Genomic DNA, 22,349 nt, shown 5'->3' with positions numbered 1-22,349 from the left:
ATAATCCTCCTAAATGTGTTTTAAAAAACGAAAAACCTGAACAGAATATACCAAAATAAAGGTACAAACTGTTCAGGTATTGCCTGATATAAAAATCAGTAACAAGCCTATTATTTTCTATTTAATACCCGGTCCAAATGGATTCCAAGGTATAATTGCTCTGAATGACTCATTTTAAATGAATAGTTATTTTCCAGAAATACGGCAATTTTATCAATACAAGCAAATATGTCCGGTAAATTTTTATACATAACTTGATATAAATAATCTTCTGTCTCATCCATCGCCTCGCCAGTAATTACTCGCTGGCAAAAAAATTTCAGATGCGTCATAAACCGGAAGTAACTAGTGCTATCTTCATCAAACTCAATGACAAAATGATATTTAATAATATTCATGATTTCTTGGAGCAACTGCATGATGTGCGTTACGTCGTTCATACTGTTGTTAATTTCCGCATTGACAAAGTGGAGCGCGATATTAGAAATTTCCTCGTCAGGTAAATCTAAGCCTAACCGCTTCTCGACCATCTTTGCCGCTTCTTTCGCCACCGCATATTCCTCTGGGTAGTAGCGCTTCACTTCCCATGATAAAGGATTTTGAATGACTAAGTTTTGTTCCATGCGCTGCGTAGTAAAATAAAGATGATCCGAAAGAGAAATATAAATGACGTCACTAATAGTTTTTGAGATATTCTGTTTAGCTAATTGGACAACATCATCTGTGATTTCAATGATAGCAAGCGGAATTTCGTCAATAATCATTTTGAATTTATTGCTTACCGCCTCATCTTGCAATTGAAATATTTTTTCAACGAGCGATTCATTAATCTCATCACCAACTTTAGACTTAAATCCTAGACCTTTGCCTAAAATTAGTAATTCTTGCGCATCCTCGCTCCTTGCACTGACAATATTATTATTAAATATCCTCTCAATTTTCAAATTTATCACCACCATCATTTTGGACTTGAACAAAAAAGGGCAATACCGAAAAGCAGAGCGAACTCTTACTTATCAGGTATTGCCCGCATTACCGGTAACAAGCCACAACCACATACTATCATCAATTGAAATCGCTGTCAATAGGTGGATTTTATTTTATTTTTATAGTTTCTTAATTGCTAGCACAAGCCTGACATTGGTCTATCAATTTGTATCAAAACCAAGTACAACCTATTTTACTACCCTTGTTAAATTTTCACTCTGCAATTTTCACTGGCAACCCGGCATCTTGAAATTGTTTGTATAAAGTACGATTTATTTTGTTATCTGTAATCAATAAATCAATATTTTTTGCTGCCGTGATACTTGCGGTAGAAATAACACCCATTTTTGTATGATCCAAAAGCGCTACTAACTTGTTTGTCCGTTTGGCAAGAAGTCGTTTTAATTCGGTTTCATAAATGTTGAAATCCGTTAATCCTTCTTCCATGGTAAAACCTTTTGCCGACATGAAACACACGTCTGCATGAATATTTTCAATTAAATTAGAGCCAAGAATCCCTTCTAGCGTGAAAGAATTTGTGGTGACAATTCCACCTGTTAAAATAACGCTAATATTTGGGTTGTCTTTTAATTCAATCGCCGTATAAAGCCCACTTGTGATCACAGTAAGTCTTGTGAAACCGTGTAATTCTTTTGCAAGTGCAAGTGCTGTGGAGCTAGCATCAAGAATAATAGTTTGGTTGTTTTTCACTAAAGTTGCCGCTTCTTTCGCAATCGCTTCTTTTTCTTCTATATTACGAATAATTCGGTCGTTGAAATTAGTAAATTTCTCTTCGCTTTTTAAAAGTACCGCACCCCCGTGTATTTTTTTAATCATCCCGCTTTCTTCTAATGAAGATAAATCATTTCGGATGGTGCTAATCGAGACATCCAAGATACGACTTAATTCTGGTACTGTTATTTTATTATTTTGGTCTAGTAGATGAATTATTTTATTTTGTCTTTCAAATGGAAACATCCGCTCGCCCTCCTTTGAACTATAAATGATTTCTTTATGTATATACATATTACCGAAAAAAATAACAAAACACAAATATATTTTCAAAAACACAATAAAAAATAACACTTTACAATAAAAAACAAGTATGTTAGGATTTAAATAGCAAGTAAACACAAATAAAAACAGAAAGGAGCAACGCGATGATAAGTATTATTTTAGTATCACACAGCCAGAAAATCACGGAGGGTTTACAGGAAATGATTGTCGAAATGGTTGGTGATACTGTACATATTATATCTTCGGGAGGAACTGGTGATGGTCGTCTTGGCACAAACGCACTCATGATAGCTGATAATATCTCAGCTTGCACTAATTCAGAACACATTTATATTTTTTGTGATATTGGAAGCGCCATCTTAAGTGCGGAAACATCGCTTGAATTATTAGAACCCGAACTTCTCGAAAAAACTACTATTATCGATGCCCCACTAGTTGAAGGCGCATTCACTGCTGCTGTTCAATCGCTCGTCAACCCATCCAAAGAAGCTATTTTACTCGAACTCACAAATGTGCATTAAACGTAATAAAACGCAACTCAATTATTTGTACTAATGTAAATTTATTTTTTACATGACAATACTATTTTTGAAAGGAGTTTATTATGAAATTCTTTAGAGGAACAATTGGTTTTTGTATCGCAGGTATGATTGTTATGAGTGTTTGGACTCCACTTGCTGAAAATTATGGTATTTTTGGAGGTTATCTAGCAGCTTTTATCATTATTGGACCAATGTGGTTTATGAATCATTATGTTGGCCTAATTGAAAATGATGAAGATGCGGCTTTTGTTGATATGGCTGTTGGAATTGGAATTTGCGGAATTATGCGTGATGTCTTTATGCAAGGTGGCGGTGAATTAATTACCTCACTTCCAACAATTGGTCTTGTAGCAATTGGCGCAGTACTTGCCGGAATTGTTGCAGCAATTATTGAAAAAGATATGGCAAAGAAACACGAAGCAAAACAAGAAAAAACAGAACCTGGCATGAATATTCAAGAAGAAGAACGCTTGAACGAAAATCAATTAGTCTAAAAAGGAGTGTAAATAATGAGCATTGGTATTGCATTAGCAACGATTGCAGGTGGCTTTTTATTCCCTTTTGCTATTCGAATGATGTGGGGAAAAATGGTAGATGAATGGGGCGCTATCGGTGGTTGGATGGCAGCAGCATTTATCGTTGGAACAGTTTGGACAATTAATCATGGGATTCCAAAATCAATGATCTATCAATCTGGAACGGTTTGGGTTGATATGGCGGTCGCAGCAGGTATTGGCGTATTCACAGCTTCCCTTTTAACAGGCGGAAAATTTTCTAAATCGGTGGTAAACCTAGCAGCTGCTGTAGTTGGCGGCACTATTGGTGGATTTTTACTATCATTATTCTTATAAAAATATCGAGGAGGAACAAAAATGAGACGTTTAGTGAATGATGGATATGAAGCAGTAGAAGAAATGTTAGCTGGCTATGTGGCGGCACAAGGAAAATATGTTGATTTTGCCGAAAATGATAAACGCGTTATTGTAAGCAAACAAATGAGCGAAGAGCCACGGGTACGTATTATTATTGGTGGTGGCTCCGGGCATGAACCTCTTTTCTTAGGATACGTGGGGAAAGATTTTGCCGATGCAGCGGTGATTGGTAATGTCAACACCTCCCCTTCTCCTGAACCTTGCTACAATGCAGTGAAAGCGGTTGATAGCGGAAAAGGTTGTCTTTATATGTACGGAAATTACGCTGGTGATGTGATGAACTTCGATATGGGGGCGGAAATGGCAGCAGATGAAGGTATTCGCGTCGAAACAGTGCTTGTAACAGATGATATTTACTCAGCTGAAAAAGTAGAAGATCGTCGTGGGGTTGCCGGTGACTTAATCGTCTTTAAAGCAGCAGCATCTGCAGCAGCTAAAGGACTCGACCTAGACGCTGTAAAACAAGCAGCTGAAAAAGCGAATGCCAATACTTATTCAATGGGAGTAGCGCTATCTTCCTCCACGCTTCCGGTAACAGGTAAAGCCATTTTTGAAATGAATGAAGGGGAAATGGAAGTTGGCATGGGAATTCACGGTGAGCCTGGAATAAAACGTTCTTCTATTGAACCAGCTGATAAAGTAGTTGACCAAATTATGGGTTATTTAATAGAAGAAATGAAACTTACATCTGGAGAAGAAGTACACGTGCTTATTAACGGACTCGGTGGTTTACCAGTAATGGACCAGTATATTTGTTACCGCCGTGTCGATGAAATTTTGAAAGAAAAAGGTGTGAAGATTCATCATCCGCTTGTTGGGAACTATGCGACTTCGATGGATATGATTGGTATGTCGGTTACACTTGTTCGTTTAGACGATGAACTAAAAGAATTACTAGACGCGCCGTGCGATACACCATATTTCAAGCTGGACTAAATTACTACTGGAGGAATAAAAATGAGCGAATTAGTTTTGGATAGTACTTTTTTCGGGCAAGTTTTGCAAGATATGGGAGCGCTAATTGAAAAAGAACGCGATTATTTAACTGGGCTGGACTCAGATATCGGCGACGGTGACCATGGCATCAACTTAAGTATCGGTTTCCGCGAAGTAAATAAAAAATTAGATGAGTTACTAGCAGCATCCCCTGATATCGCTACATTACTGAAAAAATCGGGAATGATTTTACTTGGAAAAGTTGGTGGCGCATCCGGCCCACTTTACGGTAGTTTCTTTATGAAATGTGGCACCGATGTAGCTGGAAAAACCGAGCTAAACTTTGATGAACTTTGTGGCATGATAATCAATGGTGCTGCCGCAGTTCAACATCGCGGAAAAGCCGAACTTGGTGATAAAACAATGATGGATGCTTTCTTACCAGGTATTGAAGTGCTAGAAAATCGAGCTCAAGATTCGGATCCAGTTGTCACTTTTACCGCGTTTGTTGATGCGATGCAAGCTGGTGCGCAGTCCACCATCCCGCTTATTGCTAAAAAAGGACGTGCCTTAAGACTTGGGGAACGAGCGATTGGTCACCTTGATCCTGGTTCTGAGTCGTCTTGGATGCTAATGAATGTCATTTTAGAGAACTTAAAAAAGGCGGTCTAAAGTATGCGCAAACCTTTAGTCGGTATTAATATGAAAAATTATATTAACACGCGAAAAGAAACAGCTGACTGGCTAGAATCGACTATCCCTCTACTCGAAAATTTTTCTAATGTGGATACGTTCATTTTTCCTTCGATGGGCACTTTAGAAACAACTGCAACCATTTTAGCTGGAAAATCATTTGGGTTTGGTCCGCAAAATATGGCGCCGGAGAAATCCGGCCCCCTTACTGGGGAATTTTCCGTCGAGTCAATTATTGATTTAAAAGCAAACTATGTCGAAATTGGTCACGCAGAACGGAAAAACATTTTTCATGAAGAAGCGAGCCAAATCGCAAAAAAAATCAAACTTGCTTTAGATGAGCAGATTACGCCCGTTGTATGTATCGGGGAACAAGTAAAAGCAACAACTACAGTCGATTTAAAAGATGCACTCAAAAAACAAACTGACGCTTTATTCCAAATGATTGCTTTATCCGATTGGCAAAATGTTGTTTTAGCTTATGAACCAGAATGGGCAATTGGCAAAGCTTCATCTGCGGATACGAATTACATCGAAACCGCGCACCAAGCTTTGCGAGACATTATTCGCGAAACTGGTGGTAACGAAAAACTTGTAAGAATTATTTATGGCGGATCTGTCAGCAAAGAAAATGCTGCAGATATTGTTCGTCAAAAAAATGTAGATGGCTTATTTGTTGGGAGATTTGGTCATAAACCACAAAACTTCGCAGATATTGTTACTATCGTTAGCCAAATGAAAGGATGATTAGCATGAAAATCGCAATCGGTTGTGATGAAATGGGATTTGAACTAAAACAAGTTCTCATCGCACGTTTAAAGGAGAAAAATATTGAATTTACGGACTTCGGTAGCTTCGAAAATGAAAAAGTACTTTACCCAAGCATCGCCGAAAAAGTAGCACTAGAAGTTAAAAATAATGACTATCACCGCGGAATTCTCATTTGCGGAACAGGAATTGGAATGGCGATTACAGCGAACAAAATCCACGGAATAAGAGCCGCACAAATTCATGACTCTTATTCAGCAGAACGCGCTAGAAAAAGTAATGATGCACATATTATGACGATGGGAGCACTTGTAATCGGCCCTTCCCTTGCCGTTTCACTTTTAGATATATGGCTTGATAGCAACTTCTCAGGCGGTCGTTCCCAAGCAAAAGTAGATTTAATGGAAGAAATCGACCAAAAAAATAGATAAAAATTTTACTGGAGGTAATGAAAATGACTTTTAAAGGCTTTGATAAAGATTTTAACATTACGGATAAAGTAGCAGTTGTAACAGGAGCAGCAAGCGGGATTGGTAAAGCAATGGCAGAACTATTTTCCGAAAAAGGGGCTTACGTTGTCTTGCTTGATATTAAGGAAGAAGTGAAAGATGTCGCAGCAAAAATCAACCCTTCACGAACTCTCGCACTACAAGTCGATATCACTAAGAAAGAAAATATCGAAAAGACAGTCGCTGAAATTAAAAAAGTTTATCCAAAAATTGATATCTTAGCAAATTCAGCCGGTGTGGCGCTTCTGGAAAAAGCAGAAGACTTACCAGAAGAATACTGGGATAAAACAATGGAACTTAACTTAAAAGGTTCTTTCCTCATGGCGCAAATCATCGGTCGTGAAATGATTGCAACTGGCGGCGGAAAAATCGTTAATATGGCCTCCCAAGCATCGGTCATTGCTCTTGATAAACATGTAGCTTACTGTGCTAGTAAAGCAGCCATCGTTTCTATGACCCAAGTGCTAGCAATGGAATGGGCACCTTACAATATTAATGTCAACGCAATTTCGCCAACTGTTATTTTAACAGAACTTGGCAAGAAAGCATGGGCAGGTCAAGTCGGTGAAGATATGAAGAAATTAATTCCCGCTGGCCGATTCGGCTATCCAGAAGAAGTTGCTGCCTGCGCCCTATTTTTAGTCAGTGATGCAGCGAGCTTAATTACTGGCGAAAACCTAATTATTGACGGCGGATACACGATTAAATAAAGAATTCAGCTTTAAAATCCAGCTGAGAGAATGGAGCGAGTAGTAATGAAATTTTTCTTAGACACGGCAAGCGTTACCGAAATCAAACGAATTAGCGAACTAGGTTTAGTGGATGGGGTCACTACAAATCCCACTATCATCGCCAAAGAAGGACGCCCCTTTGAAGAAGTAATCAAAGAAATTTGCTCTATCGTAGACGGCCCAGTAAGCGCAGAAGTAATCGGTCTTGAAGCAGATAAAATGATTGAAGAAGCACGAGTCCTAGCAAAATGGGCACCCAATGTAGTAGTAAAAATTCCGATGACCGAAGAAGGATTAAAAGCAGTCCATACCCTTACAGCAGAAGGAATAAAAACGAATGTGACGCTCATTTTTACCGTTTCGCAAGGTTTGATGGCAGCAAAAGCAGGAGCAACTTACATTAGCCCATTTTTAGGAAGACTTGACGATATCGGCACAGACGGCATTATTTTAATCAAAAACCTCAAAACCGTCCTTGATAACTACGGACTAAAAGCAGAAATCATCTCTGCTAGCATCCGCCACATCGGTCACCTCGAAGAAGCCGCTGAAGCTGGAGCACATATCGCGACAATTCCTGGCAGCCTATTTCCCAAACTTTGGTCCCATCCCTTGACTGACAAAGGCATCGAAGGATTTTTAAAAGATTGGGAAGCGTTCAGTCAGAAAGAAGGCAACTAGTATGAGTAGAATTGATGAACAAATGGTAAACTCGATTCGTGTTTTATCTATGGATATGATTGAAAAAGCCAACTCCGGACATCCCGGGCTACCAATGGGAGCTGCACCTATGGCATTCTCTCTTTGGAAAAACCACCTCAAGTTCAATCCAGAACACCCAACTTGGTTCAACCGCGATCGTTTCGTCCTTTCAGCAGGACACGGTTCAGCAATGCTTTATAGTTTGCTTCATCTATTTGGGTATGATTTACCGATATCCGAACTAAAAAAATTCCGGCAAACTGGTAGTAAAACACCCGGGCACCCTGAGTTCGGCCATACAATTGGAGTAGATGCAACAACCGGCCCACTTGGTCAAGGATTCGCAATGGGTGTTGGAATGGCAATGACTGAAGCGCATTTAAGAGCTAAATTTAATCAACCCGACTTTCCGGTTGTCGATCATCATACGTATGTTCTGTGTGGTGATGGTTGTTTAATGGAGGGTATTTCCTACGAAGCAGCATCCCTAGCCGGTCATTTAAAACTGGGTAAACTCGTCGTTCTATACGATTCCAATGATATCTCACTGGATGGTGATTTAGACGAGTCTTTCTCTGAAGATATTGAATTACGCTTCCGGTCTGCTGGCTGGCAAACATTACGAGTCGATGATGGGAATGACTTAGATGCGCTTGACGCCGCTATCCTCCTTGCTAAAACGGAAAAATCCCGGCCAACTTTAATTGAAGTGAAGACTATCATTGGCTATGGCAGTCCCGAAAAAGCAGGTAAATCTGCCGCTCACGGTTCCCCACTTGGCGAAAAAGAATTAAAACTTGCGAAAGCATCCTACGACTGGCAAATGCCTCCTTTTGAGTTACCAAAGACAGTAGAAAATCAAAAAGAATTTTACCATTCCAAAGGTCGTGCTAGTGAAAGTAGCTGGCTTCGAACTTTTAATGCTTACAAACAAAAGTATCCAGAACTTGCCGAAAGCTTGCAACAACTGATGGATAACAAACTGACACCTGATTGGGATGCATCACTACCTGTTTTTCATGAAAAAAACGACCCAGCTATCGCCACACGGGAAGTCTCAGGTATTGTGCTACAAGAACTCGAGAAAAAATTACCTAATTTGTTCGGTGGTGCTGCCGATTTAGCTTCCTCCAATAAAACAAATTTAAAAGCAAGTGACCGGTTTTCTCCTGGTAACTATGCTGCTAAAAACATCTCATTCGGTGTCCGCGAATTCGCCATGGGAGCAGCAGTCAACGGGATGACCCTTCACGGCGGCGTTCAAGCATTCGGTGCCACCTTCTTTGTTTTCTCGGACTACCTTCGTTCCGCAATTCGTTCGGCAGCTTTGATGGGTATCCCGTCTACATTTATTATGACGCATGATTCCATAGCTGTTGGAGAAGACGGACCGACACACGAGCCGATCGAGCATTTAGCTTCCTTCCGCGCCATGCCTGGTCTAACTGTTATCCGACCAGCTGATGGCAACGAAACCGTCGAAGCTTACCGCCATGCCTTTATTCAAAAAACGCAACCAACCATGCTCGTATTAAGTCGTCAAAACTTACCAATTTTGCCAGAAAGTGCTGAAAAAGCCAAAGCAGGCCTTTCAAAAGGTGCTTACATTCTAGTCGATTCTCCGCTTGATAAGTTAGATATCGTCTTACTTGCCTCTGGATCAGAAGTCCATTTAATGACTGCTGTCAGGGAAAACCTAGCGAAAAAAGGTTATGGTGCACGTGTTGTCAGCATACCAAGTTTCGATTTATTCGATCAACAAAACTCCGAATACAAAGAAAGTATTTTACCAAAAGCCGTTAAAAAACGTCTTGCAGCTGAAATGGGCGCTTCGTATGGCTGGCACAAATACCTAGGTGATGAAGGAGAAATGCTTGCAATCGATTCATTCGGAATGTCCGGACCTGGTGACCAACTAGCAGAACATTTCGGCTTCACCATAGAAAACTTAACAAAACTCGCTTTGCAACAATTATAGAAAAAAGGCCTGAGACAAAGCGTCCCAGGCCTTCTTTTAAAATGCTTTGCTAATCACACTAAGTCCAATAAACAAGAATAATACAGCCATAATCACTGAATTATTTTGAATCAACCATTTGCGTGCGCTATCTAATACTTTATTTAATTTGTCACCAGCTACTAAAAAAGCAATTGTTGGAATATAAATCGAACAACAAGCGATAAGAGTAAACATAATTATTGTTGCCGTTTCTTGTCCCCCTGCCAAATTAAGTGCGCCAACACTAACCCCAGCTGTAAGTGAGAGCAACATGTTTTTAGGATTGATTGCTGAAAGTGCAAAAGCGAAAATCATTGCTCCGCCCGGTTTAATGTTACTCATTTTTTCAAACCATTTTGGCGTTGCAGCTTTCTCTCCGTTTTTTGGTCGTTTCATAAAATCGTGTGCTCCAAGTAAAATTAATAACCCCCCCAGCACAATAAGTACGATTTTCACAAGCATTGACTGGTCTCCAGATGAATTCACTGCAGAACTCATCAAGAATAACCCGATAAAGAAAATGGCAATATTCCCGATGATCCACCCTATTGTGTAAAAAATACTGTTTATCCGAGCTTTGTTACTAAGTAAAATTAAAATAAGTCCCACAATCGGAAATGGACTAATTAAAATTCCTACTGCTGGTGATAAAATTGCTGAAAATGCTGAATCCATAATGCCCCTCCTTTTTTGAATCACTAATAGCATAGCATAGAATTTTTTGATTATCTAATCTCATCTCTATGTTATACCCTCTTTTTATCCAAGTTAAAATGTAAAACTTACCACTCTTTCCATTGACTATTATCGACACGTTTGATATATTTTAACTATAAATCGGAATGTTACCGGCACAAGCTGGGCATAACCAAATATTTTTCTAAGTAGCGTGTTTTCGCATGTATTTAGAAAAGTATTTGGTTTTTTTAATACTTTAAAACGAAGAAAAGGAGTTTTTAACATGCATACAAACACAGGATTTCCAGCCGATTTTTTATGGGGCGGGGCAGCTGCAGCGAACCAATTCGAAGGCGCTTATAACGTTGATGGGAAAGGACTTACCGTTCAAGATGTTACTCCAAAAGGCGGATTCGGTCATATTACTGACGGTCCAACACCAGACAACTTAAAATTAGAAGGCATAGATTTTTATCACCGTTATAAAGATGATGTAAAACTTTTTGCTGAAATGGGTTTCAAAGTTTTCCGTACATCCATCGCTTGGTCCCGTATCTTCCCAAATGGCGACGAAACCGAACCAAACGAAGCAGGACTACAATTCTACGATGATTTATTTGATGAACTTTTAGCACACAACATCGAACCACTTATCACTTTATCTCATTATGAAACACCACTTCACTTATCAAAAACATACGACGGTTGGGTTAATCGCAAAATGATCGACTTCTATGAAAATTATGTTCGTACCGTATTTAATCGTTACAAAGGAAAAGTGAAATACTGGTTAACATTTAACGAAATTAACTCGATTCTACACGCACCTTTCATGAGTGGCGGAATTTCCACAAGTCCTGACAAATTATCTCAAAAAGACTTATATCAAGCCGTTCACCATGAACTTGTGGCAAGCGCACTAGCAACAAAAATTGGTCATGAAATCATGCCAGAAGCAAAAATCGGTTGTATGGTTCTTGCAATGCCAACATACCCACTTACTTCCAACCCAGACGACATTATTGCAGTTATGGAAGCAGAACGCAAAAACTATTTCTTCTCTGATGTACATGTCCGCGGAACTTACCCAGGATATATGAAACGCTATTTCGCTGAGAATAATATCGAATTAGACGTCACTGCAGAAGACTTAGAAATTCTTAAAAACACTGTTGATTTCATCTCTTTCAGCTACTACATGAGCACAACCGAAACAGCCGATGAGTCAAAACGTAAAGAAGGTGCAGGAAACATCCTAGGTGGCGTACAAAATCCTTACCTAGAAGCATCCGAATGGGGTTGGCAAATCGATCCTAAAGGGCTACGTGTTGTTCTAAACGACTTCTGGGATAGATACCAAAAACCACTTTTCATCGTTGAAAACGGTCTTGGTGCTATTGATAAATTAGAAGAAGATGCAGACGGAAATCTAACAGTTAACGACGATTACCGGATTGATTATTTGAGCTCCCATTTGTCGCAAGTGAAAGAAGCGATTAAAGATGGGGTTGAGTTGATGGGTTACACTTCTTGGGGTTGTATTGATTTAGTTAGTGCTTCTACTGCTGAAATGAAGAAACGTTATGGTTTTATTTATGTCGACCGTAATAATGATGGCAGTGGTACGCTAAATCGGTATAAGAAGAAGAGTTTTGATTGGTATAAGAATGTGATTGCGAGTAATGGGGAAGATTTGTAAGAATATCAAACCTGAGATTTGCCGTTTTAATTGGCGGATCTCAGGTTTTTTAGGTTTTGGATAGTAGCTTGGCAATTGTCCGACCGAGTAATCGCGGAAATCACCGACACCCCATCTGCGCCTGCTACTAAAACTTCCGCACAATTCGCCTCATTAATCCCACCAATCCCAACTATTGGTATAGCAATCCCTGCACGGCGAATCTCTTCTAAAATACCAGCTCCACTCACTGGTTCCGCATCGTCTTTAGAAATTGTTGGAAAAATTGGACCAACACCTATATAATCGATAGCTCCTAATCGCACGGCTTCTTCAGCCTCACTAACTGAATGAACCGAAAGTCCAATTTTCATTTTCCCAGCAACACGGCGGATAACTTCAAGGATTTCCTCATCACCTTGTCCAACATGAATCCCATCCGCGCCAATTTCAAGTGCAAGTGTCACATCATCATTCACAATAAAGGGAACCTGATATTCCTGACATAGCTGCTGACAAGTGAGCGCCATTTCTTTTCGCTCGTCCTTACTTTGAAGCGACCTCGCCCCTTTTTCGCGATATTGAAAGCAAGTGATACCAGCAATTAAGGCTTGCTCTAACACCCACGGCAAATTTCCTCTCACAATATCTTGCGTCCCAGCGATAAAATAAACAGCTAGCGCTCCTCTCATTGGCCTTCCTCCATCCGATAAGCAAAATGGTTAGTCGGCCCATGTCCATGTCCAATTCCGATTGGATATTTAATCGCACTTGTAATAAAATTTTTCGCTACAGTGACACTCTCAAATAACGAATTTCCTTTAGCTAATTCCGCCACAATACACGCTGAAAAAGTACAACCAGTTCCGTGGGTATGAGGGGTATCAATGCGCGCACTCGCAAGCCATTTCGAAGTTTCCCCATCATAAAAATAGTCTGCCGCTTCCGCCATTTGACTGTGCCCGCCTTTAATAACCACTGCTTTTACACCGAGCTTTTGGATTTTTTTGGCGGCATTCTCGATTTCGGTTTTCGTCGTGATTTTTGCACCGATAATACTTTCCGCTTCAGGAATATTTGGCGTAATAACCGTCCCGAGTGGCAACAACTCCTCTTTCAAAACTTGTGTTGCTTCATCTTCCAGTAATACCGTTCCACCTTTCGCAATCATTACCGGATCAATCACGATGTTAGGAAATTGGTGCAGGCGAATATTCCGCACGACTTCTCTGATAATTTCTGCATCAACCAACATCCCTGTTTTTAAAGCGCGCACCTCAAAATCTTCTGCTATTGCACTACATTGTTCACGAATTATTTCGACCGGAACTTTATGCACCGCTTTTACACCAAGCGTATTTTGTGCTGTAATCGCTGTAATAACGGACATGCCAAAAGTCGAGCATTCTTGAAAAGTTTTGATATCAGCTTGTATCCCAGCCCCGCCACCTGAATCTGAACCAGCTATCGTTAAAGCTTGAGGAAAAGTCATTTACGCTCCCCACTTTCCTGAATCTTTACTTTGGCCTGTATTTTAGAGACGCTCCAACTAGCAAGCGCATCGATGAAAAGTGGACGGAATGAACCAGGAAGTTTGCTCGGCAGTTCCATTTCGGCATATTCCGATGCAACCGCATAACTCGCGCAAGCCTCAACACATGCCTGAAACACATCCTTTTCAACTGCGATAAAACTGCCACAAATCGCACTAAGCAAACAACCTGATCCAGTAATTCTCGGCAATAATTCACTCCCATTCGCCACTTTTGCATAACGTCTTCCATCAGAAATAACATCCACCGCTCCGCTAATAACAACTGTCGTATTCCAAGTCGTCGCTACTTTCTCAGCAATTGTTAGCGTATCTATCGAACCAACGCCCGCATCCACACCTTTCGCTTCCCAAACCTCCCCTGCAATCGTTGCAAGTTCCCCAGCATTTCCGCGAATAGCCGTAAACTGAATTTCAGCGAGCAATTCACTTACGATTTGGCGCCGATAAGAAGTCGCTCCAACACCAACCGGGTCAAGCACAACGGGAGTTCCCGCACTATTCGCAGCCCTACCAGCAATTTTCATCGCCTCCACAAGTTCATCATCTAGCGTCCCGATATTAATCACTAGCACATCTGCCATTTTCCCAAGTTCCGCCATTTCTTCCTTTGCAGATGCCATAATCGGTGAAGCGCCAATCGCAAGCAGTCCATTAGCAGAATCATTAGCAACCACGATATTCGTAATGTTATGCACTAACGGCCTGCGTTCTCGCACCTTCTCCAGCGTCTTAAAATCAAACATAATCCACACTCCCACGCCAATTTTGTTTTTGGTAAGCCATTTCGAAAAATTCCCATTCCATTTCTACACTGATTTGAAAGGCTTGTTTCATCATCATTCGTTCCTGTTCATCCGCCTCTTTTGCCGCTTGCTCCACTAATCGTTTCTGCTGTAAAACTACCTTCTGATAATTTTCATCCAGATAACTATCCATCAACTCTTGATAAAACGGTTCTGAACTCTTCTTATTTTGATACATTTTCCCCATATCCGCATACAGTGCATAACAAGGAAAAAGTGCCGCCACCGTCACGCCAAAACTCCCAATATCCGCCATCCGGTAAAGATGAGAAGTATAGTGATACGCAGTTGGCGCCGTTTTCCGCGTGGCAAAATCATGCTCCGCTAACCCAACCCGTGGATAAAACTGTTCCCGCATAAGTAGTTCTGATTGCTTTAACCGCACAAGCACCTGTCTCATTTCCGCCGCTATCTCTTCATCTTTCGCCTGAGAAGCACTTTTTTCAATCACCTTCACGAAATGAGCTAAATAATAATCATCTTGCAACAAATAATAGTGAAACGTCTCCCTTTCAAGCGCCCCACTGGCAAGACCGCGCACAAATGGGTGGTTTAACGTCGCTTGCCACAAATCCATTACTTCCTCCTGAAAACCTTGAATAAACACAAAATCATCCTCCTTTTCCCAATTAAAAAAGCGCCCACTATCTCTTAGCATAAGCAAAGAAACAGCAGCCGCGATAAATTCCGGTCACTTGATATCCACTTCCCTACGCTTGCACTAACAAACAGGTTCAAAGGGTCAGAAAGCATTACCTCTCTATCTCAGCCAGAATCGGCCCCCCTAGTCTTTCTTATTAAGTTGTGTTCATCATAGCATAGCGAATGTGAAGTGTAAATCGATTTTATTTCGCAAGGTCCGCAAATGAAATCAACTCACAACCATTTTTTTCGAGCCAGTTCCGCACTCGAACATCGCAAATTGTCGCCAGTTCACGACATCGCATCAAGGTATAGGAAGAATTATCAAGTACAAATTGATCGAGAAAACCTACATCAAAATGCATTTCCGCAATTTCGTCTGGCGCCAGTTTGAGTAAGCCAAAATCGTCGTTTAAGAAGTTTTCGACTGTGACACCATTTTGAATATAAGGAAGCGCGCCTGATTCTAGGAGTTTAGCAATTGGCCAGTAGCCATCCTGGTCGGGCCACGTTTTGGTCCCACTGTATTTTAAAGTGGTGTGTATACCAAATTCTTGTGAAATATCCCAAAATACTTGATCCACCGTTTCATCGCCAATCGAGTGACAATCGATGTGTTTTGGGTAATGACCTGTTAATGACTTGAAGCGTTCCATTTGGGCGATGGTTTCTGTTCGAACATCATCATACTGGAATTTCACATCTGGATTGGCGCGGTAATATTTGGAACGATGAAACTTGCCATTTGTGTCGACGAGTGATGGGATTTCTGCTGGATTGGCACATGGTTTCCCGAGCAGGAAGTTGGTGTGTTGTCCGATGAATAGGTCTGGGTGGTCTTTGGCTAGGTGGACTCCGTGCTCTGCTGTTTCTAGGTTAGGCATTAGTAAAGTGGAGGTCGTGATTCCAGTTTTGTAGCTTTCGATGATGCCGTGATTGATTGCTTTGGATAAACCAAAATCGTCGGCATCGATGATTAGTTTTGGCATGGGGGGCCTCCTTACAATTTTGCTAGTTTTTCAAATAGTGAATGAAGAACGTCTTCCTGAATCTCATCCAATCCATCTCCAACACTCACTTCAAAACTACAAACACCCTCCGATTTCTCCTGCAAATACCCCGAAATCCCAACCCCAGTTTCATCATGAATTTCAGTAAGCTTTGGTCCAATTTCATTAATAGGTTTATCAAAGTGTACATGAAACATATTCGAAACCGGCACTTCCGGAACTGTTTTTACACCAGCACAAGCATTAAACCGCTCTGCTAATTTTTTCGCCGCCTGATAATAACTATTCATCATCCCAATCCGCTGCTCAAAATAATAATCTGCCGATAAAATATACGGATACAAACTAATCAAATCCCCGCCATATCGACGTTTCCAGATTTTTGCTTCTTGCACGAAATCAGCATCTCCAGCCAAAACAGCTCCAGCAATTGCACCAATTCCTTTGTAAAATGACACGTAAACACTGTCGAAAAGTGCACAAATTTCTTCCGCTGATTTCTCATAAAATGGCGTTACTTCCCATAATCGTGCGCCGTCTAAATGTAGTGCGATACCTTGTTCTTTACAATATGCTGAGATTTCTTCAAGCTCTTCAAAAGAAGGTAGCTGTCCACCAATTTCGCGTTGAGGGAGTTCAAGAAGAACGCTTGAAACTGGTTCTTGAAGGGCTTTGATATCTTCTATTGTCAGAAGTCTTTCCGCAGTTCCAAGTAATACTGGATTAATTTGTTGCAATTCTTTCAGGCCGTCCTGCTCATGAATCTCCAAATGCGACAGTGGATGATACGCCATTCGTCGGTTGTTTTTGCGGTCTGCCCATATCCGTAACGCGATTTGTTGAGCCATTGTACCGCTTGGGAAAAATACCGCTTCTTCTTTACCGAGAATTTTCGCGATTTTTGTTTGAAAGTCTTCAATGATAGCTCCATTTCCGTAAATGTCACTTTCTAGATTTTCATCAATATTTTGAAAAGCTTCTTTTAAAACACTGATGTTGCGCGGGCCGTTGCCACTTAATTTGTATGGTGTTTTTTGATAGCTAGATTTTAGTGTGTTTGTCATTTTGGTTCACTCCTCTTACAATATAATTGATTGGTTCTACTATGAATTTATCAGTAAATAAATCATCTATAATTTTTAATTTGGGCATCCCATTATAATTATACACTCGATATATCTTATAACGTTCTCCTTTTAACTTAGCAACATTTAACTCGTTTTCCGAAATATAGAATGGTGTATTTCTACTACCTATTGTTGTCTTTACTTCAATATAAATTTCTATTACTTTATCTGATGAAATTGGATCTACATCATAGGAAATAATATCGTATCCATGTCCATCTCCATTTTGAGCAACATGGGTTATTTTCTCAACATACGGCTTAGTAACAGGATTTTTCAATAAGCGCTCCCGCTCAAAATTAAGAACAAGAATCTCTCCTTGAAGCCCCTTCTCAGTATTTCTAATGGCTTCTTTAACATAATCCCTTTTCGTTTCATATTCTACGCTTCCTTCTTTAATCAATGTTCCCTTCTGCTTTGCTTCCTCTTTAACAAGAACTAATTTTCGTTCCTTTTCTAAGTTATTAATTTTATCGGATTTTGCTTTTTCATTTAGTTCAACATAATCACCATCAGTCAAAATAAAATCAATTGTTGCTTTTACACTCTTTTCTTTGTCTGGTATTAAGTGCATTTTTAATTCTTTAAAAACAGTAATCATATGCAATAAATCTTGCAATAACAAGTTGTTATCATCTTCTGTTAGTTGTGAAATGTCATAAAATTTACTGTAAATATTACAATTCTCATACCCTTTCACAAGTGTATTGTATCTTTTAGCATCTATTCCTAAATTTATTGCTCTGGTTGTAAACCCCTCTTCTGTGTTTAATGTTGACAGATTATCCTGCCAAAAATACGCAATTTTTTTTAAAGTTGTTTTAGTATCTTTGTAATTATCATTAATAAATGTATATCCTTGGTTGAGTGATAGATATACGCCGTTGTAATCATTCGTAAATAAGTACACAATATTAACACCCTGTTGAACGCTCGTACTAATAGCTTTGTCGTGCACCGCAATCCAAGGTACATTTGCCCAACTACCTTGACCAATCGACGCTGAAACTTTGTAACTATTGCCTAAAAATGTTGTTGGTATCGCACTTTTTGCTCCTTGCTTAAAGTTTTTCGCCACTTCATTTCCAGCCATTGGATAATTATCCTTTTGTTCCCCATAATTCTCCTGCATATACTTCAACAATCCCACTAAATCCATCGAAAACATCCTTTTTATGTAATGTATTTTCATCTTCTCATACATCATTATATACCTAGAATGTCGATTTATTGTAAATTTAACTATAAAAATTGCTAATTCAACAAAAAAACTATTCTTCTGAGCAGTCCTCAAAAGAATAGTTTGGGCTTATTGTTTCTTATATGTTTGCTTAATCAAAACATTCTCTTTCTTATCTACTTTCTTGAAAATTAATTTTTTGTTTTGAATTTCAAAAGAAAGCACAAAATTATCTTCCTCATCTTTGAGCTCGATACGATACTCATCGCCCTTTTGTTCACTTTTTGTTATCTTAATATTATCTTTCGCTTTAAGAGCTGCCAAATCAGACTGCACTTTCTCTTTTTCACTTTCCGTCTCATAACTGTACACTCTTTTACTGACTATCGGTCCATCATATTGATACTCATCGTCACCTGTTTGCTTTAATTTATAAGAATTAGTTGTAGCAACTGTATCATCTATATATAATTCTTTTACATTTCCCTCCATGTCAATGTCCAAATCAAGGCTGATTTCATCCGACTCATCTGTTTCCTTGTAACTTGCCCCATCACTCATACCAATACCAGACGATTCCAATTTCCATTTCCCGGTAAATTTACTATCAACAACCTCTTTACCACAGCCCACTAACAAAAGCATAACACCTAAAATAATAATACCTACTAATTTTTTGTTCATCTTGTTGCTCTCCTTTTTTATGTTTTTAACGGTTAGTCCCGCTCCACCTCAACAATATCCATCTCCTGCACAGCTTCCCCGAAATACTCATCCCGCCAATCAATAAATATCTTCCTATTGAGCGAAATCCGAATCTTCTTCGTCAAATGTGAAAACGATCTCACATCCGCGCCATCCTCATCAAAATCCAAAATAACTGGGGTTTGATCTCCAAATCCATCCATATCGACCAAAATCGCTACTCCCGTCTCATCTTCATAAATTCGCGCATCCAGACTAGAGATAATCTCCCAGCCATGCACTGTTTTTTTCTTCATCTGTCCATCTCCTTATGTTATGTTTTTCACCTTCAAAACAATCATATCGTAATCGCATCGAAAATCCAACTAAAAACAAAACGCTAGATTTTACGGGAATCTAGGGTTTCTCATATCCTCTCCTAATCCCCTCAACCCCAAAAACAACAATCGGCAAATAATTAAAAAAGAAACTAACCCGCTGACAAAAGCCAATTTTATCCAAAACAGGCAAATAATTAACCGCCGGAATCCGCGCCAAGCCATATACACCCGCTGACAGCAAACTAACAATTAGAAGCACCAAATAAAGCTTGCTAGAAGCCGTCTCACCCGTTTTTCGGTAAAGTAGCACCAAGAACAATGGAAACAGTAAAAATCCCATATACCCCAAACCTGAGCCTATATTGTGCACCCAAGTTGAAAACGTCCAAGTCGCTTGTTCCGTATCAATACTAAATAACCCCGTGAAGATACAATCGCCAATCCCGTACAATCCAATTGCAGAAACCAGCAAAATCGCCAAAGTCCGTGATTGCTTAAAAGCGCTCTGATAAATCGCCGGTAAAGCAAGCACAAACAGCGCCCCCGAAACCACCGACCAAACCAAAAACGCCCCACGAACCGGACTAGCCACATCCCCAAACACACTCATCACCATTGTCATTTGGTTTAACCCAGGATAAAATATCCCCAGTATGTACGGCGTTAGAAAATCACTCAGTACGCCAAGAAGCAAAAAATAAAAGCCATATTTTTTTAAGAAGGACATTTTAATTCTCCTTTCGAAAAATGATTTATACTACAGATAAAATTTCTTAATTATCTTTTCCAATCACCCATCAACAAACCCCCAAACACGCTCATTAACCTCTCTAGCTTCCGGAATTGGATACAGCGCAAACACATGCGGCAACCCAGGAAACTCCAAATACTCAATCTCCCCGTGCATCCGCGCCATCCGGTTCGTATCCGGATTCGTCACATCCCTAGTCCCACTCACCATAAGCACTTTCGCATCATCAAACTCACCATTAATCGGGCTAATTAGCGGACTGTCTACCAAATAATCCCCCGCATACCACGCCCTAATCTCATTAAGCGCCTTAGTTGCAACAATCGTATCCTTCTTCTCCACCTCAACTATCGCTGGATTCGTCAAGGCAAAATCCACTAACGGCGAAATCGCTACCACTTTATCCACATGCTGCTTTATTTCATCTAGTTGCACCGCCGCAAGCGCAGTATTCCCGCCAGCAGAGTCACCCATTATCGTTATTTCCTCATAGCCCATCGCTTTCATCGTTGCAATACTGCCCTCAACAAACGCCAGCACATCACCCACATTAAACTCCGGCGCTAATGGGTAAATTCCGACAAAAATATCTACATCTACATGCTCGGATAAATCAGACAAATAATCCCAATGCACCCCTGAAATAGGCAACACAAAACCACCACCCGGCAAATATAGCAGCGCATTTTTATTTGCTATCTTGGAAAATCTGTACAATCCATGGTCATTAACCTGCAAAACTTCTTTTTCATACCCTTGAAAACTATTTTTCTTCGGTTTTTCTATTTTTTTCTGTTTTTTTGCGATTTCATTTCGTAGAGTTTGATCTTCTAGTGTAAAGATTTTTTTGACATTTATTAGCTTTGTCAATGCGATAATTAGTTTTAATTGTATGCTCATTTATGATACGGCTCCCCTCGCACAATCCGAAACGCCCGGTAAACCTGCTCCACCAACACGAGTCTCATCAACTGATGCGGTAAGGTCAACCGCCCAAACGAAATCCGCTCATCACTCCGTTTCAAAACCGCCTCACTAAGCCCAAGCGACCCGCCAATCACAAATGTCACCTTACTCCGGCCGTAAGTCGCCAGTTTATCCAAATCCGCCGCAAATTCCTCGCTCGACTTCATCTTCCCATCTATCGCAAGCGCAATTACATAAGCATCTTCAGGGATTTTCGCCAAAATCCGCGCACCTTCCTTATCTTTCACTTGCTTCATTTCCGCCTCGCTCAATACTTCTGGTGCTTTTTCGTCTGCAACTTCGACAATAGATACTTTTGCATAGGCGCTAAGACGCTTTAAGTATTCCGCAATTCCCTGCACTAAATATTTTTCTTTTAGTTTTCCCACCGTTACAATTTGAATATTCATTTGCGCCACCCTTAATTTTATTAATACTCTTATGATACAACAAATTATGCACCAAGCACTACCTAAAACTAATTTCTGCTTTTTAGTTCTTTTCTCATATCATATACACCGTTACGAAAAATTTAGTCAAAGTACTTTCCCCACAAGTTATCCCACCCTTATACACAAGTTATACACAAATATTATCCACATATCCACAGCCTAACTCTCTATTTTGTGTCCGAACATACATTCCATACAATATATATACTGAGCGATTTCCACTATCCACAGGTTATCCACAAGGGCAGTTTAGTACTATTTCAGCCCATTATTATTCTCTAAAATCGCGCTAAACTCTTCTCCCACAGTAGTTCTCACGTATTCCTTTTTTTAGTAAAGTTTTTTTCCTTTTTACAATTCCGCCATATTATTTGATGGATTGTGGATAAACGGCTTTCTATCCACATTTTTCTTTTTTTGTCCCATATTTTCACAAAAAATACGTTTTTTTCAAAAATAAATCTGTATTTATTAATCAAATTATCAAAATTGTTCTTTTCCACAAGATATTCACTGCTTACACACAGGTTATCCACAGAACTTATCCACATATCCACAAACAATTCCTATATTTAGTAGCCGAATTCACGTTCTCTACTATATCTATATCCGAAAAAAATACCTATCCACAACTTTTCCACACACAAAAAGCCACCCTCTTTTTCA

General features: G+C 39.8%; 26 protein-coding genes and 1 riboswitch. Of the genes, 11 read left to right on the top strand and 15 right to left on the bottom strand.

Annotation, left to right across the window (positions count from 1 at the left end; all coding sequences use genetic code 11):
• Window positions 1-110 precede the first annotated feature (110 nt).
• Both licT and JL53_RS02075 read right to left on the bottom strand, forming a co-directional pair.
• A complete protein-coding gene (gene licT / locus JL53_RS02080; RefSeq protein WP_038406606.1) occupies window positions 111-944 on the bottom strand; it encodes a BglG family transcription antiterminator LicT in 834 nt (277 codons plus the stop codon).
• 256 nt (window positions 945-1,200) lie between these two features.
• Complete coding sequence (locus JL53_RS02075) at window positions 1,201-1,965, bottom strand: DeoR/GlpR family DNA-binding transcription regulator (RefSeq protein WP_003718425.1); 765 nt, start codon at window positions 1,963-1,965, stop codon at window positions 1,201-1,203.
• 182 nt (window positions 1,966-2,147) lie between these two features.
• Here JL53_RS02075 and dhaM2 point away from each other — a divergent pair, with 182 nt between their 5' ends.
• The 10 genes from dhaM2 (at window position 2,148) to tkt (ending at window position 9,795) form a co-directional block, all read left to right on the top strand.
• A complete protein-coding gene (gene dhaM2, locus JL53_RS02070) occupies window positions 2,148-2,525 on the top strand; it encodes a dihydroxyacetone kinase phosphoryl donor subunit DhaM2 (protein ID WP_003718424.1) in 378 nt (125 codons plus the stop codon).
• 83 nt (window positions 2,526-2,608) lie between these two features.
• Complete coding sequence (locus JL53_RS02065) at window positions 2,609-3,040, top strand: Lin0368 family putative glycerol transporter subunit (protein ID WP_003718423.1); 432 nt, start codon at window positions 2,609-2,611, stop codon at window positions 3,038-3,040.
• Window positions 3,041-3,055: 15 nt separating this feature from the next.
• A complete protein-coding gene (locus tag JL53_RS02060) occupies window positions 3,056-3,397 on the top strand; it encodes a Lin0368 family putative glycerol transporter subunit (protein ID WP_003718422.1) in 342 nt (113 codons plus the stop codon).
• Window positions 3,398-3,418: 21 nt separating this feature from the next.
• Window positions 3,419-4,414 (top strand): dihydroxyacetone kinase subunit DhaK2, encoded by a 996-nt coding sequence (dhaK2, locus tag JL53_RS02055; RefSeq protein WP_038406605.1) that lies wholly within the window; start codon window positions 3,419-3,421, stop codon window positions 4,412-4,414.
• Between the two features lie 21 nt (window positions 4,415-4,435).
• Complete coding sequence (gene dhaL / locus JL53_RS02050) at window positions 4,436-5,086, top strand: dihydroxyacetone kinase subunit DhaL (RefSeq protein WP_038406604.1); 651 nt, start codon at window positions 4,436-4,438, stop codon at window positions 5,084-5,086.
• A 3-nt stretch (window positions 5,087-5,089) separates the two neighbouring features.
• Complete coding sequence (locus JL53_RS02045) at window positions 5,090-5,854, top strand: triose-phosphate isomerase (RefSeq protein ID WP_038406603.1); 765 nt, start codon at window positions 5,090-5,092, stop codon at window positions 5,852-5,854.
• A 5-nt stretch (window positions 5,855-5,859) separates the two neighbouring features.
• Entirely contained in the window at window positions 5,860-6,306 is a 447-nt protein-coding gene (gene rpiB / locus JL53_RS02040) for a ribose 5-phosphate isomerase B (RefSeq protein WP_003718418.1), read from the top strand.
• A 23-nt stretch (window positions 6,307-6,329) separates the two neighbouring features.
• Window positions 6,330-7,094: an SDR family oxidoreductase gene (locus JL53_RS02035; RefSeq protein WP_038406602.1), complete on the top strand. Its 765-nt coding sequence runs from the start codon at window positions 6,330-6,332 to the stop codon at window positions 7,092-7,094.
• Window positions 7,095-7,139: 45 nt separating this feature from the next.
• Window positions 7,140-7,796 carry a fructose-6-phosphate aldolase gene (gene fsa / locus JL53_RS02030; RefSeq protein WP_038406601.1) on the top strand — a complete coding sequence of 219 codons (657 nt, stop codon included), beginning with the start codon at window positions 7,140-7,142 and terminating at the stop codon, window positions 7,794-7,796.
• Window position 7,797: 1 nt separating this feature from the next.
• The gene (gene tkt / locus JL53_RS02025) at window positions 7,798-9,795 is read left to right on the top strand and encodes a transketolase (RefSeq protein WP_038406600.1); all 1,998 of its coding nucleotides are present in this window, start codon (window positions 7,798-7,800) and stop codon (window positions 9,793-9,795) included.
• Between the two features lie 36 nt (window positions 9,796-9,831).
• Here tkt and JL53_RS02020 read toward each other — a convergent pair whose 3' ends face one another.
• Window positions 9,832-10,491, bottom strand: coding sequence for a GAP family protein (locus tag JL53_RS02020; RefSeq protein WP_003718414.1), 660 nt, complete (start codon window positions 10,489-10,491; stop codon window positions 9,832-9,834).
• A gap of 286 nt (window positions 10,492-10,777) precedes the next feature.
• Here JL53_RS02020 and JL53_RS02015 point away from each other — a divergent pair, with 286 nt between their 5' ends.
• The gene (locus JL53_RS02015) at window positions 10,778-12,193 is read left to right on the top strand and encodes a glycoside hydrolase family 1 protein (protein WP_038406599.1); all 1,416 of its coding nucleotides are present in this window, start codon (window positions 10,778-10,780) and stop codon (window positions 12,191-12,193) included.
• 26 nt (window positions 12,194-12,219) lie between these two features.
• Here JL53_RS02015 and thiE read toward each other — a convergent pair whose 3' ends face one another.
• The 12 genes from thiE to rlmH all read right to left on the bottom strand — a co-directional run bounded on the left by thiE (window position 12,220) and on the right by rlmH (window position 21,641).
• Entirely contained in the window at window positions 12,220-12,864 is a 645-nt protein-coding gene (gene thiE, locus JL53_RS02010; RefSeq protein WP_038406598.1) for a thiamine phosphate synthase, read from the bottom strand.
• Entirely contained in the window at window positions 12,861-13,664 is an 804-nt protein-coding gene (thiD, locus tag JL53_RS02005) for a bifunctional hydroxymethylpyrimidine kinase/phosphomethylpyrimidine kinase (RefSeq protein WP_003718411.1), read from the bottom strand. Before thiD ends, thiE begins: the two co-directional genes overlap by 4 nt.
• Window positions 13,661-14,470 (bottom strand): hydroxyethylthiazole kinase, encoded by an 810-nt coding sequence (gene thiM / locus JL53_RS02000; RefSeq protein ID WP_003750860.1) that lies wholly within the window; start codon window positions 14,468-14,470, stop codon window positions 13,661-13,663. Before thiM ends, thiD begins: the two co-directional genes overlap by 4 nt.
• Window positions 14,463-15,137 carry a thiaminase II gene (tenA, locus tag JL53_RS01995; protein ID WP_038406597.1) on the bottom strand — a complete coding sequence of 225 codons (675 nt, stop codon included), beginning with the start codon at window positions 15,135-15,137 and terminating at the stop codon, window positions 14,463-14,465. The genes thiM and tenA overlap by 8 nt, the downstream gene beginning before the upstream one ends.
• Before the next feature lie 83 nt (window positions 15,138-15,220).
• Window positions 15,221-15,326, bottom strand: a riboswitch (TPP riboswitch).
• A 49-nt stretch (window positions 15,327-15,375) separates the two neighbouring features.
• Window positions 15,376-16,161 carry a ChbG/HpnK family deacetylase gene (locus JL53_RS01990; protein WP_003745415.1) on the bottom strand — a complete coding sequence of 262 codons (786 nt, stop codon included), beginning with the start codon at window positions 16,159-16,161 and terminating at the stop codon, window positions 15,376-15,378.
• Window positions 16,162-16,172: 11 nt separating this feature from the next.
• Window positions 16,173-17,246: a threonine aldolase family protein gene (locus tag JL53_RS01985; protein ID WP_038406596.1), complete on the bottom strand. Its 1,074-nt coding sequence runs from the start codon at window positions 17,244-17,246 to the stop codon at window positions 16,173-16,175.
• Entirely contained in the window at window positions 17,224-18,468 is a 1,245-nt protein-coding gene (locus tag JL53_RS01980; RefSeq protein WP_003718406.1) for an MrcB family domain-containing protein, read from the bottom strand. Before JL53_RS01980 ends, JL53_RS01985 begins: the two co-directional genes overlap by 23 nt.
• A 150-nt stretch (window positions 18,469-18,618) precedes the next feature.
• Window positions 18,619-19,173: a hypothetical protein gene (locus tag JL53_RS01975; RefSeq protein WP_038406595.1), complete on the bottom strand. Its 555-nt coding sequence runs from the start codon at window positions 19,171-19,173 to the stop codon at window positions 18,619-18,621.
• Between the two features lie 32 nt (window positions 19,174-19,205).
• The gene (locus JL53_RS01970; RefSeq protein ID WP_038406594.1) at window positions 19,206-19,490 is read right to left on the bottom strand and encodes a hypothetical protein; all 285 of its coding nucleotides are present in this window, start codon (window positions 19,488-19,490) and stop codon (window positions 19,206-19,208) included.
• A 100-nt stretch (window positions 19,491-19,590) separates the two neighbouring features.
• Window positions 19,591-20,241 carry a DUF998 domain-containing protein gene (locus tag JL53_RS01965; RefSeq protein ID WP_038406593.1) on the bottom strand — a complete coding sequence of 217 codons (651 nt, stop codon included), beginning with the start codon at window positions 20,239-20,241 and terminating at the stop codon, window positions 19,591-19,593.
• 63 nt (window positions 20,242-20,304) lie between these two features.
• Complete coding sequence (locus tag JL53_RS01960; RefSeq protein ID WP_038406592.1) at window positions 20,305-21,165, bottom strand: alpha/beta fold hydrolase; 861 nt, start codon at window positions 21,163-21,165, stop codon at window positions 20,305-20,307.
• Window positions 21,162-21,641, bottom strand: a complete 480-nt coding sequence (rlmH, locus tag JL53_RS01955; protein WP_003718398.1) for a 23S rRNA (pseudouridine(1915)-N(3))-methyltransferase RlmH — start codon at window positions 21,639-21,641, stop codon at window positions 21,162-21,164. The genes JL53_RS01960 and rlmH overlap by 4 nt, the downstream gene beginning before the upstream one ends.
• Window positions 21,642-22,349: the final 708 nt, after the last annotated feature.

The sequence above is a fragment of the Listeria ivanovii subsp. londoniensis genome (assembly GCF_000763495.1).
GTDB classification, from domain to species: Bacteria; Bacillota; Bacilli; order Lactobacillales; family Listeriaceae; genus Listeria; species Listeria londoniensis.
Note: the sequence above shows the minus strand (reverse complement) of the source record. Positions and strands in the feature narration are given on the sequence as shown.

Coding starts and splice junctions, on each gene's coding strand:
- dhaM2 (WP_003718424.1), top strand. CDS start 2,148: ATGATAAGTATTATTTTAGTATCACACAGCCAGAAAATCACGGAGGGT.
- JL53_RS01975 (WP_038406595.1), bottom strand. CDS start 19,173: ATGAACAAAAAATTAGTAGGTATTATTATTTTAGGTGTTATGCTTTTG.
- dhaL (WP_038406604.1), top strand. CDS start 4,436: ATGAGCGAATTAGTTTTGGATAGTACTTTTTTCGGGCAAGTTTTGCAA.
- JL53_RS01990 (WP_003745415.1), bottom strand. CDS start 16,161: ATGCCAAAACTAATCATCGATGCCGACGATTTTGGTTTATCCAAAGCA.
- JL53_RS02075 (WP_003718425.1), bottom strand. CDS start 1,965: ATGTTTCCATTTGAAAGACAAAATAAAATAATTCATCTACTAGACCAA.
- JL53_RS02015 (WP_038406599.1), top strand. CDS start 10,778: ATGCATACAAACACAGGATTTCCAGCCGATTTTTTATGGGGCGGGGCA.
- JL53_RS02035 (WP_038406602.1), top strand. CDS start 6,330: ATGACTTTTAAAGGCTTTGATAAAGATTTTAACATTACGGATAAAGTA.
- JL53_RS01970 (WP_038406594.1), bottom strand. CDS start 19,490: ATGAAGAAAAAAACAGTGCATGGCTGGGAGATTATCTCTAGTCTGGAT.
- JL53_RS01985 (WP_038406596.1), bottom strand. CDS start 17,246: ATGACAAACACACTAAAATCTAGCTATCAAAAAACACCATACAAATTA.
- thiM (WP_003750860.1), bottom strand. CDS start 14,470: ATGTTTGATTTTAAGACGCTGGAGAAGGTGCGAGAACGCAGGCCGTTA.
- JL53_RS01965 (WP_038406593.1), bottom strand. CDS start 20,241: ATGTCCTTCTTAAAAAAATATGGCTTTTATTTTTTGCTTCTTGGCGTA.
- JL53_RS02045 (WP_038406603.1), top strand. CDS start 5,090: ATGCGCAAACCTTTAGTCGGTATTAATATGAAAAATTATATTAACACG.
- JL53_RS02020 (WP_003718414.1), bottom strand. CDS start 10,491: ATGGATTCAGCATTTTCAGCAATTTTATCACCAGCAGTAGGAATTTTA.
- dhaK2 (WP_038406605.1), top strand. CDS start 3,419: ATGAGACGTTTAGTGAATGATGGATATGAAGCAGTAGAAGAAATGTTA.
- thiE (WP_038406598.1), bottom strand. CDS start 12,864: ATGAGAGGAGCGCTAGCTGTTTATTTTATCGCTGGGACGCAAGATATT.
- JL53_RS02060 (WP_003718422.1), top strand. CDS start 3,056: ATGAGCATTGGTATTGCATTAGCAACGATTGCAGGTGGCTTTTTATTC.
- JL53_RS01960 (WP_038406592.1), bottom strand. CDS start 21,165: ATGAGCATACAATTAAAACTAATTATCGCATTGACAAAGCTAATAAAT.
- rpiB (WP_003718418.1), top strand. CDS start 5,860: ATGAAAATCGCAATCGGTTGTGATGAAATGGGATTTGAACTAAAACAA.
- rlmH (WP_003718398.1), bottom strand. CDS start 21,641: ATGAATATTCAAATTGTAACGGTGGGAAAACTAAAAGAAAAATATTTA.
- JL53_RS01980 (WP_003718406.1), bottom strand. CDS start 18,468: ATGGATTTAGTGGGATTGTTGAAGTATATGCAGGAGAATTATGGGGAA.
- tkt (WP_038406600.1), top strand. CDS start 7,798: ATGAGTAGAATTGATGAACAAATGGTAAACTCGATTCGTGTTTTATCT.
- thiD (WP_003718411.1), bottom strand. CDS start 13,664: ATGACTTTTCCTCAAGCTTTAACGATAGCTGGTTCAGATTCAGGTGGC.
- JL53_RS02065 (WP_003718423.1), top strand. CDS start 2,609: ATGAAATTCTTTAGAGGAACAATTGGTTTTTGTATCGCAGGTATGATT.
- fsa (WP_038406601.1), top strand. CDS start 7,140: ATGAAATTTTTCTTAGACACGGCAAGCGTTACCGAAATCAAACGAATT.